This window comes from Pseudomonas sp. NFACC32-1, from assembly GCF_900101215.1.
Taxonomy (GTDB): Bacteria; Pseudomonadota; Gammaproteobacteria; order Pseudomonadales; family Pseudomonadaceae; genus Aquipseudomonas.
Genome location: NZ_FMUL01000011.1, coordinates 137,964 through 153,472, shown reverse-complemented (window position 1 = coordinate 153,472; position 15,509 = coordinate 137,964). Strand labels below are relative to the sequence as shown.

14 protein-coding genes are annotated in these 15,509 nt (G+C 62.4%); 6 read left to right on the top strand and 8 right to left on the bottom strand.

What is annotated here, in order from left to right; genetic code table 11:
- Positions 1-124 precede the first annotated feature (124 nt).
- The gene (locus tag BLP99_RS17690; protein WP_092181236.1) at positions 125-1,405 is read left to right on the top strand and encodes a serine/threonine transporter; all 1,281 of its coding nucleotides are present in this window, start codon (positions 125-127) and stop codon (positions 1,403-1,405) included.
- Positions 1,406-1,528: 123 nt separating this feature from the next.
- Here BLP99_RS17690 and acnB read toward each other — a convergent pair whose 3' ends face one another.
- Complete coding sequence (gene acnB / locus BLP99_RS17685; RefSeq protein WP_072396367.1) at positions 1,529-4,129, bottom strand: bifunctional aconitate hydratase 2/2-methylisocitrate dehydratase; 2,601 nt, start codon at positions 4,127-4,129, stop codon at positions 1,529-1,531.
- A gap of 552 nt (positions 4,130-4,681) precedes the next feature.
- Here acnB and BLP99_RS17680 point away from each other — a divergent pair.
- Entirely contained in the window at positions 4,682-5,152 is a 471-nt protein-coding gene (locus tag BLP99_RS17680) for a DUF1289 domain-containing protein (RefSeq protein WP_072396369.1), read from the top strand.
- A 72-nt stretch (positions 5,153-5,224) separates the two neighbouring features.
- Here BLP99_RS17680 and BLP99_RS17675 read toward each other — a convergent pair whose 3' ends face one another.
- Entirely contained in the window at positions 5,225-6,088 is an 864-nt protein-coding gene (locus BLP99_RS17675) for a universal stress protein (protein WP_072396371.1), read from the bottom strand.
- Between the two features lie 160 nt (positions 6,089-6,248).
- Between BLP99_RS17675 and BLP99_RS17670 the strand changes: the two genes are divergently transcribed.
- Complete coding sequence (locus BLP99_RS17670; RefSeq protein WP_072396382.1) at positions 6,249-6,854, top strand: MiaE family protein; 606 nt, start codon at positions 6,249-6,251, stop codon at positions 6,852-6,854.
- A 19-nt stretch (positions 6,855-6,873) separates the two neighbouring features.
- On the opposite strand, the gene BLP99_RS17665 is transcribed toward BLP99_RS17670, so the two are convergent.
- The 3 genes from BLP99_RS17665 to BLP99_RS17655 form a co-directional block, all read right to left on the bottom strand.
- Positions 6,874-7,365 (bottom strand): GFA family protein, encoded by a 492-nt coding sequence (locus BLP99_RS17665; protein ID WP_072396393.1) that lies wholly within the window; start codon positions 7,363-7,365, stop codon positions 6,874-6,876.
- Positions 7,366-7,506: 141 nt separating this feature from the next.
- Complete coding sequence (locus BLP99_RS17660; RefSeq protein ID WP_072396395.1) at positions 7,507-8,133, bottom strand: DNA-3-methyladenine glycosylase family protein; 627 nt, start codon at positions 8,131-8,133, stop codon at positions 7,507-7,509.
- Positions 8,134-8,156: 23 nt separating this feature from the next.
- On the bottom strand, positions 8,157-9,239 hold the full coding sequence (locus BLP99_RS17655) for a bifunctional transcriptional activator/DNA repair enzyme AdaA (RefSeq protein ID WP_072396397.1): 1,083 nt from the start codon (positions 9,237-9,239) through the stop codon (positions 8,157-8,159).
- Between the two features lie 144 nt (positions 9,240-9,383).
- On the opposite strand from BLP99_RS17655, the gene BLP99_RS26430 reads away from it, so the two are divergent.
- Entirely contained in the window at positions 9,384-9,890 is a 507-nt protein-coding gene (locus BLP99_RS26430) for a hypothetical protein (protein ID WP_072431480.1), read from the top strand.
- Positions 9,891-9,970: 80 nt separating this feature from the next.
- Here BLP99_RS26430 and BLP99_RS17645 read toward each other — a convergent pair whose 3' ends face one another.
- The gene (locus tag BLP99_RS17645) at positions 9,971-11,425 is read right to left on the bottom strand and encodes a TrkH family potassium uptake protein (RefSeq protein WP_092181233.1); all 1,455 of its coding nucleotides are present in this window, start codon (positions 11,423-11,425) and stop codon (positions 9,971-9,973) included.
- Positions 11,426-11,627: 202 nt separating this feature from the next.
- On the opposite strand from BLP99_RS17645, the gene BLP99_RS17640 reads away from it, so the two are divergent.
- The gene (locus BLP99_RS17640) at positions 11,628-12,215 is read left to right on the top strand and encodes a LysE family translocator (RefSeq protein WP_072396404.1); all 588 of its coding nucleotides are present in this window, start codon (positions 11,628-11,630) and stop codon (positions 12,213-12,215) included.
- A gap of 13 nt (positions 12,216-12,228) precedes the next feature.
- On the opposite strand, the gene BLP99_RS17635 is transcribed toward BLP99_RS17640, so the two are convergent.
- Entirely contained in the window at positions 12,229-13,053 is an 825-nt protein-coding gene (locus BLP99_RS17635) for a helix-turn-helix transcriptional regulator (protein ID WP_072458998.1), read from the bottom strand.
- A 235-nt stretch (positions 13,054-13,288) separates the two neighbouring features.
- Between BLP99_RS17635 and BLP99_RS17630 the strand changes: the two genes are divergently transcribed.
- Positions 13,289-14,251, top strand: a complete 963-nt coding sequence (locus BLP99_RS17630) for a sensor domain-containing diguanylate cyclase (RefSeq protein ID WP_072396408.1) — start codon at positions 13,289-13,291, stop codon at positions 14,249-14,251.
- Positions 14,252-14,439: 188 nt separating this feature from the next.
- Here BLP99_RS17630 and BLP99_RS17625 read toward each other — a convergent pair whose 3' ends face one another.
- Positions 14,440-15,435 (bottom strand): aldo/keto reductase, encoded by a 996-nt coding sequence (locus BLP99_RS17625; protein WP_072396419.1) that lies wholly within the window; start codon positions 15,433-15,435, stop codon positions 14,440-14,442.
- Between the last annotated feature and the right edge of the window lie 74 nt (positions 15,436-15,509).

The window sequence follows — 15,509 nt, the reverse complement described above, 5'->3', positions numbered from 1 at the left end:
GTCTTTGCTTCTGCTCGCTAATCCCGGACAATCGCGCCCCTGTTTCGGCCAGGGCGCTGCCTGTCGGGCTTTTCCGACTCGTCCTGGCCGGGTGCACGTGACCGGACAGCGGAGATCCGACCGGATGAATGATCAGGCCAATAGCGTCGAAGAGCGCTTTGAAGCGACAGCCCCAGCCACCCTCAGTCAATGGAGTCGCCACGACACCACCTGGATGCTGGGCCTGTTTGGCACCGCCATCGGAGCAGGCACTCTGTTCCTCCCCATCAATGCCGGACTGGGCGGTTTCTGGCCACTGCTGATCCTGGCATTGCTGGCGTTCCCCATGACGTTCTATGCGCACCGGGGCCTGACCCGTTTCGTGTTGTCCGGTCGAGACGGCGCGGATATCACCGAGGTGGTGGAAGAGCACTTCGGGATCAAGGCGGGCGCGCTGATCACCTTGCTGTACTTCTTTGCGATCTTCCCGATCCTGCTGATCTACAGTGTGGCGCTGACCAATACGGTGGGCAGTTTCCTGGAGCACCAACTGCACATCCAGCCGCCGCCGCGGGCGGTGTTGTCCCTGGTGTTGATCCTGGGCCTGCTGGCGGTGGTGCGGTGTGGCGAGCAGGCCATCGTCAAGGCCATGAGCCTGATGGTCTATCCCTTCATCGTTGCGTTGCTGTTTTTGGCAGTGTTCCTGATTCCCCACTGGAACGGTGGCATCCTGACCACGGCGTCCACATTGCCCGAGCCGTCGGCTTTGCTGCACACGCTTTGGCTGGCGATCCCGGTGATGGTGTTCTCGTTCAACCACTCGCCGATCATCTCGGCGTTTGCGGTGGACCAGAAGCGTCGCTACGGTGTGAACGCCCAGGCGCGCAGCTCGCAGATCCTGTCTCGCGCCCATGTGCTGATGGTGGTGATGGTGCTGTTCTTTGTATTCAGTTGCGTGCTGACCTTGTCGCCGGCGCAACTGGCCGAAGCCAAGGCGCAGAATCTGTCGATCCTGTCGTACCTGGCCAATCACTTCAGCAATCGGACCATTGCCTTCGCCGCGCCGTTGATCGCGTTCGTGGCGATTTCCAAATCGTTCCTGGGGCATTACATCGGTGCCAGCGAGGGGCTCAAGGGCCTGATCGTCAAGAGCGGCCGCCGTCCGGCGCCCAAGACCCTGGATCGCCTGACGGCGATGTTCATGCTGGTGGTGTGCTGGATCGTCGCCACGCTCAACCCGAGCATCCTGGGCATGATCGAAACCCTGGGCGGCCCGGTAATTGCGGCGATCCTGTTCCTGATGCCGATGTACGCCATCCAAAAGGTCCCGGCCATGGCCCGTTACCGCGGTCAGGCGTCCAATGTGTTCGTGACGCTGGTAGGGGGCGTGGCAATTACCGCGCTGGTCTATTCCCTGACATCCTGACTGGATTCCCTGTGGGAGCGAGCCTGCTCGCGATGGCGTCAGTTCAGGTTGCATCGAAATTACAGGCATAAAAAAACGCCGCCCCTCGCAAGAAGGGCGGCGTTTTAGTCGAGCGTTGAAGCCTTAGGCTTGAACGACCGGGATGTTGGCGTTTGCAGCCGCTTCACGGAACTCGGCGATCTGGTCGAAGCTCAGGTAGCGGTATACGTCCGCCGCCATGCTGTCGATCTTGCCGGCGTATTCCATGTACTCCTCGACGGTCGGCAGGCGACCCAGGATGGATGCCACGGATGCCAGCTCGGCCGAAGCCAGGTAGACATTCGCGCCGTCACCCAGACGGTTCGGGAAGTTACGGGTCGAGGTGGACACCACGGTGGAGTTCGGCTCGACGCGTGCCTGGTTACCCATGCACAGCGAGCAGCCTGGCATTTCCATGCGTGCACCGGCCTTGCCGTAGATGCCGTAGTAGCCTTCCTCGGTGAGCTGGTGAGCGTCCATCTTGGTCGGCGGCGACAGCCACAGACGGGTCGGCAGCTGGCCCTTGACCTGATCCAGCAGCTTGCCGGCCGCGCGGAAGTGGCCGATGTTGGTCATGCACGAACCGATGAAGACTTCGTCGATCTTCTCGCCAGCGACGCTGGAGAGCAGGCGGGCGTCGTCCGGGTCGTTCGGCGCGCAGAGCACAGGCTCCTTGATCTCGGCCAGGTCGATCTCGATGACTTCGGCGTACTCGGCGTCCTTGTCGGCTTCCAGCAGTTCCGGGTTGGCCAGCCAGGCTTCCATCGCCTGGGCACGACGCTCCAGGGTGCGGGCATCGCCGTAGCCTTCGCCGATCATCCAGCGCAGCAGGGTGATGTTCGACTTCAGGTATTCGGCGATGGATTCCTTGGACAGCTTGATGGTGCAACCGGCTGCCGAACGTTCTGCCGAAGCGTCGGACAGTTCGAAGGCTTGCTCGACGGTCAGGGTTTCCAGGCCTTCGATCTCCAGGATACGGCCGGAGAAGGCGTTCTTCTTGCCTTTCTTCTCGACGGTCAGCAGGCCTTTCTGGATCGCGTAGTAAGGGATGGCATGAACCAGGTCACGCAGGGTGACGCCTGGCTGCAGCTTGCCCTTGAAGCGAACCAGGATCGACTCCGGCATGTCCAGCGGCATGACGCCGGTGGCGGCAGCGAAGGCTACCAGGCCGGAACCGGCCGGGAAGGAGATGCCGATCGGGAAGCGGGTGTGGGAGTCGCCACCGGTGCCGACGGTGTCCGGCAGCAGCATGCGGTTCAGCCAGCTGTGGATGATGCCGTCGCCTGGACGCAGGGACACGCCGCCACGGGTCATGATGAAGTCAGGCAGGGTGTGGTGGGTGGTGACGTCGATCGGCTTTGGATAGGCCGCGGTGTGGCAGAACGACTGCATGACCAGGTCGGCGGAGAAGCCCAGGCAAGCCAGGTCTTTGAGCTCGTCACGGGTCATCGGGCCAGTGGTGTCCTGGGAACCGACGGTGGTCATCTTCGGCTCGCAGTAGGTGCCAGGGCGAACGCCCTTCACGCCGCAGGCCTTGCCGACCATTTTCTGCGCCAGGGTGTAGCCCTTGGTGCTTTCGGCCGGTGCTTCAGGCTTCTTGAACAGGTCCGAAGGTGGCAGGCCGAGTTCGGCGCGGGCCTTCTCGGTCAGGCCGCGGCCGATGATCAGCGGGATGCGGCCACCGGCGCGGACTTCGTCCAGCAGGACCGGAGTCTTCATTTCGAAGGTGGTCAGGACTTCATCGGTGCCGTGCTTGCAGACCTTGCCAGCATGAGGGTACAGGTCGATCACGTCGCCCATGTTCATGTTGGACACGTCGAATTCGATCGGCAGGGCGCCGGCGTCTTCCATGGTGTTGTAGAAGATCGGGGCGATCTTGCTGCCGAAGCAGAAACCGCCGGCACGCTTGTTCGGCACGTACGGGATATCGTCGCCGAAGAACCACAGGACCGAGTTGGTCGCCGACTTACGCGACGAACCGGTACCGACCACGTCGCCAACGTAGGCGATCGGGAAGCCGCCGTTGCGCATTTCCTCGATCTGCTTCATCGGGCCGGTCTTGCCTTGCTCGTCGGGCACGATGCCGTCGCGGGCCATTTTCAGCATGGCCAGGGCGTGCAGCGGGATGTCCGGGCGGGACCAGGCATCAGGGGCAGGGGACAGGTCGTCGGTGTTGGTCTCGCCGGTGACCTTGAAGACCCGCAGGCTGATCTTGTCGGCCAGTACGGGACGCTTCTTGAACCACTCGCCGTCGGCCCAGGATTGCAGGACGGCCTTGGCGTGGACGTTGCCATTGCGGGCTTTTTCAGCCACGTCGTGGAAGGCGTCGAACATCAGCAGGGTGTGCTTGAGCTCTTCGGCGGCTACCGGGGCCAGTTCGGCGTCGTCCAGCAGCTCTACCAGGGTCACGATGTTGTAGCCACCCTGCATGGTGCCGAGCAGTTCGACGGCACGCTTCTTGTCCAGCAGGGGGGATTGGGCCTGGCCCTTGGCCAGGGCGGACAGGAAGCCGGCCTTGACGTAGGCGGCTTCGTCGACTCCTGGTGGAACGCGATTGGTGATCAGGTCAACGAGGAAAGCTTCTTCGCCAGCCGGGGGATTCTTCAGCAGCTCGACCAGGCCTGCGGTTTGTTCGGCGTTAAGCGGCTGGGGAACGATACCCAGTGCTGCGCGCTCTTCGATATGTTTGCGGTAGGCTTCAAGCACAGTATTACCCTCATCAGTGGTCCCAAATGGGTGTCCGGGACGCTCATCCAGAAACCCGCGGTATCCATGCGCTTCAGGCTTTGTACGAAAAGTGCCTGCGCGACGATCATGCTGCTTTGAAAACAGGCCCGGAATGCTCATTGACAACCAGTCAACTGCGTTTCCTCGCCTGTTTTCGCCTTGCCTGATCGCCGCTCGGCGACTTTTCGTACAAAGCCTAGGAGGCTTTTTGAGCCACCACGCCAGCGTTACCGGGGTTCCTCACAGAAGCTGCTTTCAAAGTTTTACGCCTGCAGAACGGGGAGCTGATGAGGGTTGGCGTCGGGCTTTCCCCGCTGGAAAGACCCTCCGCCAACACCGTTCTGAAGGAACGACTGTGCTCGTGACGCTTTGAAAACAGCTTCTAACGGACATTTGGCGCCTTAAAAGGCTGGCTGATTCTACGGGAAAAAAAGATTAAAGGTAAGTTGGGCCAGCAAGTTTGAAGGGGTGATCAATCTTAGACAAAGGGCTAACATGCCGGCCTGTCCTGCTTTTGCGTGTGCGTGTCCTATGCCCAACCAGCTCATCAAGACCCCCTGCGTCGGCCTCTGCTCCACTGTCTATGGTGACCTGGTGTGCCGTGGCTGCAAGCGGTTCCACCATGAAGTGATCCACTGGAACGGCTATAACGAGGATGAGAAACGGGCGGTGTGGCTGCGGTTGGAAAAGCTGCTGGTGCAAGTGATGGTGGCCAAGCTGGAGGTCTTCGACCCGGAGCTGCTGCGCCAGCAACTGGTGACACGGCAGATCCGCTTCGTGCCGCAGCAGTCGGAGTACTGCTGGGCTTATCAACTGATCGCCCGGGGCGCGCGGGTGATCAACAACCTGGAAGCCTACGGCATGGTGCTGTTGCCGGAGTTTCGCGACTGGGAACTGCCCGACTTGCGCGATGCCATCGATCGGGAATTCTTCCTGCTGTCCGAAGCCCACTACCAGCGCTACATCGCGCCGGGTTTTCTCAAGGATGCAATGGGCGGTTGATACCCCATTTGTGAAAAAAAGCATTTGGCCAGGGAGCTGTGGCGAGGGGATAAATCCCCTCACCACAGCTATTCATTCCTTGACCGCCAGCTCCACCAGGTGATCCTCCACCTCCTGGGGCTTGAGCACCAGCACATCGCTTTCCAGCGTGTCGAGCACCGCTTCGGCGGTGTTGCCGATCAGGACCCCTGACAATCCCGAGCGCGCCACGGTGCCGATCACCGTCACGGCCGCTTCGAGCCGGCGTGCCATGTAAGGGATCAGGACGTCCGCCGGGCCCTCTTCGATGTGCAGGTGCTGATCGTCGATATCGAATTCGGCCTGGAATGCCCGGCATTGTTCGCGATAACGGGCTTCGATGGTTTCCTTGAGCTGGAACGTCGGGTCGGCGGACGACAGCATCGGGGTGGGATGGGCGCTGATCACGTGAAGGTGCGCCTTGGCCAGGAGTGCAATGTCATAGCCATGATCGATGATGGTGTTGTGCAGGTGCCGATGTTCCTCGTCGGCATTGCCCACGTCGACGGCGGCCAGGATCACTCTGTCCTTCCAGGAACCTGCGGTTTTCACCAGCAGTACCGGGGTCGGGCAGTGGCGCAGCAGTTTCCAGTCCGCCGGGGTGAGCAGGGCTTTTTTCAGCGGGCTGTCGGCAAAGTGCTGCTTGATGACCAGGCCGCAACCTTCGGCCTGTTGCACATCGATGATGGTCTCGTGAAGGCTCTCGTTCCAGGCCTGTTCCGTGGTGACGCTGTAGCCATCGGCTGCCAGGCCGGCCTTGAGCACGCTGAGCATGCCGCCGTGGTCATGCTTTTTATCGCAGACCAACAAATGCAGGTGGGCCTGGGTCACTCCGGCGATCAGCTTGGCGCGCTTGAGCGCCAGGCTTTCCGAGTGTTCGGGGTCGATGACCACCAGAATGCTGCGAATGGCTTGCATGATCGGCGTCTCCAGCAATGAAAAGGCAGGGTGTTGCTCAACTATAGTTGTTGCCGGTCAGTCGTGGACTTGATGCATATCAACGGCAATGGCTGGTGGTCTGGGAGCAGGCCGGTATAATCGGCGCCCTTTGCTCGTCTACCTTTTTTCCGTGAGCCCCATGACCCTTCCCGACATTCATGAATTCCTCGGCTGCCGCACGCCCGATGCCTGGGTCCAGGCCGCGCTGGCGGATCAGGAAACCTTGCTGATCGATCACAAGAATTGTGAGTTCAAGGCCGCCAGTACCGCCCTGAGCCTGATCGCCAAGTACCATTCCCATGTCGACCTGATCAACATGATGTCGCGCCTGGCCCGGGAAGAGTTGGTGCACCACGAGCAGGTCATGCGCCTGATGAAGAAGCGCAAGGTCGGCCTGCGCCAGCTCTCCGCCGGGCGCTATGCCTCGGGGCTGCGCAAGGTGGTGCGCAGCCACGAGCCGGTCAAGCTGGTGGACACCCTGGTGGTCGGTGCCTTCATCGAAGCCCGCAGCTGCGAGCGTTTCGAGGCCCTGGTTCCGCATCTGGACGAGGAACTGGGCAAGTTCTATTTCGGCCTGCTGAAAAGCGAGGCCCGGCATTTCCAGGGCTACCTGAAGCTGGCCTACCAGTACGGTGATGCCGATGACGTTGCCCGGGTGATCGACAGGGTGCGTGAGGCGGAGCGGGAACTGATCGAATCGCCGGACGTGGAATTGCGCTTCCACAGTGGTGTGCCGACGCTATAGACGCAGCCCCTGCACACCATCAGCCATCGGTCAGGCCCAGGCGTTCATGCCACTGGGCAATCGATTCCTCGGGGTAGACATCGAACCGCTGGTCGCCCGGATGCGCTTCGACTTCCACCCAAGGCGCCCTGGACCCCAGCATCAGATGAGTGTGCTCCGGCGGGACCGGCAGCGGGGTGTCGATGGCCGAGGCGAAGGGATGGATCAGTTCCGGCCATTCGGGGCTGAACAACCACAGCCCCGAGCCGCACAGGGAGCAGAAATGCCGTTCGGCACTGCTGCGGTGGGCGCGCTTGTCGCCTTCTTCCTTGAGTCGTGCATGGTAGATCGTGATGTGCTGGCGGCCACGCACCTTGAGACTTTGCGCGTCGCCGCCCAGGTTGATGGCAAAGCCACCGCCGCCCTGGGTCTTGCGGCAGATCGAGCAATAGCAGCGCTGGTAAGGGTAGGGGTGGGCGCAGGTCAGGCTGAATGACACCGCGCCGCAGTGGCAGGAACCTTCGAGCTGCATGGGGACCTCCGTCGGCTGGCTTGAGACGTCGGGGTTTTTGACAGCCGATCGAGGCTGGACGTTCGAACGCTTTCGCCAGCAGGCCTCCCTTTGCAGTGGCCGGCAGTCCCGGGCGTGAGCGGACGGGGTGGGAAAAAAGCATCAGGCGCTCCCGCGGCCGGGCACTCGCCACAAGTACCATGCCGCCACGGTCCGATACGGGCTCCAGGCCAGGCCGATGTCGATCATCTGCCGACGACCGGGTTGTCGCTCCAGTCCTTTCATCCGCCGATACCCCTCGCGAACGCCAAAGTCGTCGGCTGGCAGGATGTCCGGCCGCTCCAGGCTGTAGATCAGCAGCATCTCCACGGTCCAGCGGCCGACGCCGCGCAGCGTGACCAGGCGCTCGATCAGGTTTTCATCGTCCATGGCCAATGCCGTCGGGTAATCCGGTACCACGCCGTCCAGCGCCGCTTGGGCGATGCCCTGGAGGGTGGCGATCTTGCCGGCGGAAAAACCGCAGGCCCGCAGCCGTTCGAAGTCGGTGGCCAGGATCTGTTCGGGACGAGGGAAGGCCTGCGTCGGAAACAGGGCCAGCAACCGGCCGAGAATGGCATCGCCGGCCTTGGCGTGCAGCTGCTGGTAGGCGATGGCTCGCATCAGCGCCTCGTAAGGATCGCGAGCCGGCTTGGGTTGCAGCAGGCAGGGGCCCACCGTTTCGACGTGCTGTCGCCAGTCTTCGTCGAGGTTTGCCAGAAAGGCGCTGGCTTCGTGGTAGGGCACGGGCATCGGCTGTTCACTGTTCGGGCTGATCAGAAGGCCAGGGGCAACGAGACCTGTACCGCGGCTTGTTCCAGCCGCAGCAGAAAGGCCTTGCGTGGCTGCCCGCCACCATAGCCGGTCAGCGAGCCGTCCGCACCGATCACCCGATGGCAGGGAATGACGATGGCCAGGCGATTCTGTCCGTTCGCCAGGCCTACGGCGCGGCTGGCGCCAGGGCTGCCGAGCCGGGCGGCGATGGTGCCATAGCTGCGGGTTTCGCCATAGGGGATGTCTTGCAACGCGGCCCAGACCCGTACAGCGAAAGCACTGCCGGGCATGTGCAGTGTGACAGTGAAGGTGGTGAGCTTGCCGGCGAAATAGTCGGCCAGTTCGGTTTCGATCTGCCGCAGGTGCGGGTTGTGCCCCGGCGCGACGGTATAGCCGTAGCGCTGTTGCAGCTCTTCGATTTCCCGGGTCAGGGCCGGGCGGTCGAGAAATTCCAGCAGCACCAGGCCGCGTCGTTCGGCCATGGCCAGCATGGGACCCAATGGCGTGGTCAGGCGGGTGAACAGCAGCGGTTCGCTGAGGGCGGCGCGACCTGGTGTGATGTGGAAAGACTTGACGAAGGCATCGCGAAATCCGCTCAGGGACTCGTAGCCTGAATCGAACGCGGCATTGTCGATGGAGGCTCCCTCCTTTATGCCTCCCAGCGCCATGCCCAGGCGTCGGGTGCGCAGGTAGCCGTGGAAGGTCATGCCGAAATGCTGCTTGAACCAGCGCCGGAGCTTCAGCGGCTCGATGCCACGCTCCAACAGCAGGGCGTCGGTCCAGCGCAGGTCGGGTTCGGCGTCCACGGCCTTGAGCAGGCCCTGGATCCAGTCCGGTGCGATGGCGGCGGCGTCCAGCGGCTTGCAGCGCAGGCAGGCGCGGTAGCCGGCGGACATGGCTTCGTCGGCATGGGCGAAGAATTCCACGTTCTCCGGCTTCGGCTTGCGCGCCGTGCAAGCGGGGCGACAGAAAATGCCGGTGGTCTTGACGGCCGTGAAGAACACCCCCTCGTAGGCGGTGTCTCGTTCGAGCATGGCGCGGACCATCTCGGCGTGGGGTGGGAGCAGCGAGTCTTGTCGGTTCATGGGGCTGAGCATAGATCCGCGCCCGGGTCGGCTCCACCGAAAAATCGACAGTGAATTTCCGGTCGCCGGTCGGATTTGCGCGAACAAAAAATGAACCTTTGAGTCTTAAAGGCTCAACCGTTGATTTTGTCTTTCGGAGACATCATGTCCAAACATAACAAATCCCTTATCGCCGTTGCGGTCTGCACCCTGATGCTGGGTGCTTCGGCCTTGCTGCCAGCGGATCTGTCGCCCATTGGCGCCAGTTATGCCGCAGGTGGCGGCAATGGTGGTGGCGGTGGCGGCGGTAACGGAGGAGGTAATGGCGGCGGCAACGGAGGAGGCAATGGGGCCGGCAATGGCGGCGGCCATGCCGGCGGCAAGGGCAATGGCAAGTCCGGCGACTCCAGCGGCCATGGTTTCGGCTTGAGCAGCGACCATGCCGGCAAGGCCACCCGTACCCGTGACCATGGCCTGAGCGGCAATCACACCGGTACCACCCGCACCGACCGTGCCGGCAAGACACACGCTTCGGTGACCTCGAGCGTCGCGCAGGATCGTGACACCCGTGGCCTGACCAAGGCCTCGGCAATCTCCGCCACCACCCCTGGCACCCACAACACCAAAGGCCTGACCAACGCGACCAGCTCTTCGATCAAGAACGATCGCTGATCGCCAATGAAAAGCCGCGGCGCTTCTATCGAGGTGTCGCGGCTTTTTATTGGTCGGTTACCCAGCAGCAAACGAAGCGTTCAGTACTTCCAGAACACGGGCGTGAACAGTACCAGGACGGTCAGGATCTCCAGTCGGCCCAGCAGCATGCCCAGGGTCAAGAGCCATTTGGCCGCGTCCGGCAACGTCGAGAAATTGCCCACCGGCCCGATGATCGGCCCCAGTCCCGGTCCCACGTTGCACACGGCAGTGGCTGCGCCGGTCAAGGCCGTTGTCCAGTCCAGGCCGATCAGCGCCAGGCCCAGGGCGATGCCACCGATGGTGATGGTGAAGAAAAACGAGAAGGTCAGCAGCGAGCGGACGATCTCTTCGTCGATGGGATGGTCGTTGTACTTTTTCTGGATCACCGCCCGTGGGTGGATCAGCTGTTTCAGGCTGCCCATCAGCAAGGCCCCGGCCACCTGGAAGCGAAAGATCTTCAACCCGCCGGCCGTTGAGCCCGAACAACCGCCGACGAAGGTCAGGTAGAAGAACAGCAACAGGGCAAAACTGCCCCAGAGGGTGTAGTCGCCCAGCGCAACGCCTGTGGTGGTGACCACCGAAGTCACATTGACCGCCACGATACGCACCGCATTCCACCACGAATGATCGCTGTTCAGGCTCAGCCAGGTGCCGACCAGCAGCCAGGTAATGACCAGAAAACCGACGAATCCCCTGACTTGCTGGTCCTTGAGCAATGCTCGCCTGTGGCCGCGCAACGTGGCCACGTAGAGGGTAAAGGGCAAGGAGCCGGCCATCATCACGACGACCGAGACCCAATGGACGGCCGGTTGAGGCCAATGAGCCAGGGACGAATCCGAGGTGGAAAACCCGCCCGTGGAAATCAGCGACATCGCATGATTGATCGCTTCGAAGGGCGTCATGCCGGCTCCCCACAAGGCCAGGGCCGCCAGGGCAGTCAATCCGGTGTAGATCCACAGGATGTAGTTCGCCGCGACGTGGGAGCGCGGCGTGACTTTTTCCGACCAGTCCGACGACTCGGTCTGGAACAGACGCATGCCGCCGACCCGCAGCAGCGGCAGGATCGCCACGGCCATGCCGATAAAGCCGATTCCGCCGAGCCAGTGCAGCATCGAACGCCAGACCAGCAGGCCCGGGGACGCATTGTCGAGGCCGGTCAGGATGGTCGAGCCAGTGGTCGTGATGCCCGACATCGTCTCGAAAAAGGCGTCGGTGTAGCTGATGTGCTGGATGAGCACCATGGGCAGGGCGGCGAACGCGCAGACAACGACCCAACTGGCGGTGGTGAGCAGGTACATGTCCCTGGGGCGTATCTGCGTATGGGCCGGGCGGCCACGGGCCACCAGGGCAATGCCGCAGACAAAGGTGATCAGGCTCGACCACAGGAAGGCCGACAGGTCATCGTTTCGCTCATACCACATCAGCGTCAGGAGCGGGATCGCCATGCTGGCGGCCAGGGTGATCAGGAAAATGCCGAGGATGAAACCAATGAACCGCAGTACCGCAAAAGACATGGCGCGCGCCCGGTTGAGTGAGCCGCCGAGTATCGATTTCTCCGTAGAGGTTCGGCGTAAAGTTTGCGTAAAAAATCAACAGTGATGGGCCTGTTCCAAGGCTGGCGGCTGGCCGCGTCGCACTTGGGCAGTTTTGTTCAATACCCCGCCCAGCACGGCATTTACCCTGGTCGCCACCCCACAGACGTGAAGAAGGTATGCGATGAATCTGATTATTTCCATGGCGGCTTTTGCCCTGGTGGCTTCCATTACGCCGGGGCCGGTCAATATCGTGGCCCTCAGTTCCGGGGCCCGTTATGGGTTCCGGGCCACCTTGCGCCATGTGGCCGGTGCCACCCTGGGGTTCGTGTTGCTGCTGGTGCTGATGGGCCTGGGATTGCACGAAGTGTTGCAGCGCTGGCCCGGCCTTACGCGGGTGGTGCAGCTGGGGGGCGTGGGATTTCTATTGTTCATGGCCTGGAAGCTGGCGATGGATGATGGAGAGCTCGGCGCAGCGCAGGAGGGGCGTGCGCCCTCGATGTTCCATGGCGCGTTGATGCAATGGCTCAATCCCAAGGCCTGGCTGGCCTGCGTGGCGGGCATGGGTGCCTTCGTGGCCGATGGCGAAGCGCGGCTGGTGTGGCAGTTCGCAGCCATCTACCTGGTGATCTGCTACGTTTCGGTGGGTTGCTGGGCCTATGCCGGCAGTTTCCTGCGGGCCTGGCTGGGCAACCCGGCCGCCATGCGTCTGTTCAATCGGTCGATGGCGGCGCTGCTGGTGGCCAGCGCGGTGTACCTGCTGCTGCCTTGAACCGGCCTGGCCGTCAGCCGCGATACTGGCCGGGTGTCGCCGCCAGGTGCTGCTTGAAGGCTCGCTGGAAATGCGCCTGGTCGGCGAACCCGCTGTCCAGCGCCACATCGGCGATCAGCCGGCCTTCGCGCAGTTGGCGGCGGGCGAACTGGATCCGGCGATTGACCAGGAATGCATGGGGCGTCATCCCGTAATGGCGCTTGAAGGCCCGGCTCAGGTAGGACGGCGAAAGCTGCGCGGCGCTGCAGATGTCTTCCAGTCTCAGGGCTTCGGTGCAGTGATCGTGGATGAATTGCGCCGCCCGCATCAGGCCCGGATGGCTGCCCCGGTCCGGACGACCCGCCGGGTTGAGGCGCTGTTGCAGGTCGGTGAAGAACGCCTCGGCGGCGGCCTGTTTGTGCCGGATGTCGATCCGTTCATCCACCAGCAGCCCATACAGCGCCTGCAAAGCGGCGAACAGCTCGGCATCGCGGCTATGGGTGGTGGCGAAACCCTGGAAATCCGTGGTTTGGTCAAAGCCGATACGCTGTTGCAAGTCCCTCAGCCACTGGGTATCGACGTAGAGCATCACATAGGACCAGGGTTGATCGTCGATCGGGTTGCAGGCATGGACGTCGCCGGGGTTCATCAGCACCACCGTGCCGCTTTCCACCCGCAAGGCCGACTGTTCGTGAAGATAGGTGCTGCACCCGGCGGTAATCGCCCCGATGGAGAAATGATCGTGGGAATGACGCGAATAACAGACCTTGCGTCCGTCGGCGATGGCCCGGGCTTCGATGAAAGGCAGCGCCGCGTCACGCCAGAAGTGCGGGGCGTCATCTTGGGGGGCGGGCTTCATCGGCTGGCATCCTCGTGTTGGACCTGCGTCGCAGTGTACTGGAGTACATGCGCATTGCGAGGCGGTTTTCGATGCAACCTGCACTGGTATCAAGATTATTCGTACAGGGCCAGGGCTTGGCCCGTAGATATCCGCGGGATTTACCGTTCGGCTGGGTCGGCGGTGGAAGGGGCGACGGGCTGGACTAGACTGCTCCTGGACCAGACTGCGAAAAGTCCCGCCAATGGAGTTTCCAATGCTCGCGCCAGGTAAACCTGACAACGAAGCTACCCGCCTCAAGAATCTGCAAGCGCTCAAGCTGCTCGACACCGCGCCCGAGGAGCGGTTCGACCGGTTGACCCGACTGGCCCGACGCCTGTTCGACGTGCCCATTGCGCTGGTGTCCCTGGTGGACGCCAATCGCCAGTGGTTCAAGTCCAACGCCGGGCTGGATGCGAGCCAATCACCGCGGGAGATTTCTTTCTGCGGGCACGCGATTCTGCAGGACCAGATCCTGGAGATCTGCGATGCGGAGCAGGATGAGCGGTTCAGCGACAATCCGCTGGTCGTAAGTGAGCCGGGCATTCGCTTTTATGCCGGGCAACCGTTGGGGCTGGAAGATGGAAGCAAGCTGGGCACGTTGTGCCTGATCGACACCCGGCCGCGCAAGCTCGATGGCGAGGAGCGCCAATTACTGCGCGACCTGGCTCGCATGGCCGAGCAGGAATTGATCGCCGTGCAGATGGCGAGCATGGACGAACTGACCTTGCTGTCCAACCGACGCGGGTTCAAGACCCTGGCCCAGCATGCCTTGAGTGTGTGTGATCGCTTGGGGCGCCCGGCGACATTGCTGTTCTTCGATCTCAACGAGTTCAAGGCCGTCAACGACCGTTTCGGCCATGCCGAGGGCGACCATGCCCTGAAGACCTTCGCCGACGTGCTGCGCATCGCCTTTCGCGAAAGCGACGTGATCGGCCGTTTGGGCGGGGATGAGTTCGTGGCGTTGCTCACCGGGGCTTCTCATGTGGAAATCACGTCGATCATGGCGCGGCTCCAGGAAATCCTGGATGAGCGCAATGCGATGCTGCAGCGCGGCTATGACATCCGCTTCAGCGTGGGCCAGATCGAGTATCAGCCGCAGCGCCATGGGTCCATCGACACCCTGCTGGCCGATGCGGACGCGGCCATGTATGCCCATAAGCAGGCCCAGCGCCGCTAGGCTCTGTACGAAAAGCCTTGATGCTCGTTCAGGCAGCGTTGAAAACTGCCTGACCTTCGTCTCAATACGTTCGTACAGAGCCTGGCACGACGGTCGCCTGTAGGGAGCGGGCTTGCCCGCTCTCACAAAGCATCCCGGCCAAATGACAGCCCACCCCCAGACAGAACGGGCTTGCCCGCGAAGGCGGTTCAACCATTGAGCAAGCTCATCGTCTGGGCACCGTACCGCTCACCCGCGACCACGCCTTCGGCGCCGAAAATCTCATCGAGCTGGCCCAGTTCGGCAGCACTCAATGCGACCGCTGCCGCCGCCACGTTGCTTTCCAGGTATTTGCGTTGCTTGGTGCCCGGGATAGGGATCACATGTTCGCCCTGGGCCAGTACCCAGGCCAGGGCCAGTTGCGAAGCGCTGATGCCCTTGCTCGCGGCCATGGACTTGACCCGATCCACCAGCGCCAGGTTGCGATTGAAATTGTCTGCCTGGAACCGTGGGCTGAAGCGGCGATAGTCATCGGCGGCGAAGTCGTCTGGGCTCTTCAATTCCCCTGTCAGGAAACCACGGCCCAAAGGGCTGTAGGCAACGAACGCGATGCCCAGGCGTCGGCATGTCTCCAGCACGTCGTTGTGTTGCGGGTCGCGGGACCATAACGAGTATTCGCTCTGGACCGCCGCCAGGGGATGCACCCCATGGGCCCTGCGGATGGTTTCGGCGCTGGCTTCGCAAATGCCGATGTGGCGCACCTTGCCGGCCCTGACCAGTTCGGCCATGGCGCCGACCGTCTCCTCGACCGGGACCTGCGGGTCAATGCGGTGCTGGTAGTACAGGTCGAGATAATCGGTGCCGAGGCGCCTGAGGCTGCCTTCGACCGATTGCCTGACGTATTCGGGGCGACCATTGACGCCCCGGGCATGGGGATCGTCGCTGCGCACCAGGCCGAACTTGCTCGCCAGGCAGATGCCCTCGCGCTTGCCGCGCAGGGCACGACCGAGCAACTCCTCATTGGTGTACGGCCCATACATGTCAGCCGTGTCGAACAGCGTCACTCCCAGTTCCAGCGCACGATGCAGGGTGGCGATGGCCTCTGGTTCGTCCACGCCCGTGGTGTAGAAATCCGACATGCCCATGCAGCCCAGGCCGATGGCGGAAACGAAGGGGCCTTGCTGGCCTAATTGGCGGGTCTTCATAAGATTGACTCCTGGTTCATGGATGACCCGTTCAGTTTCCGGCGAACAGTGAAGTGGATAAAGTGGCGATATTT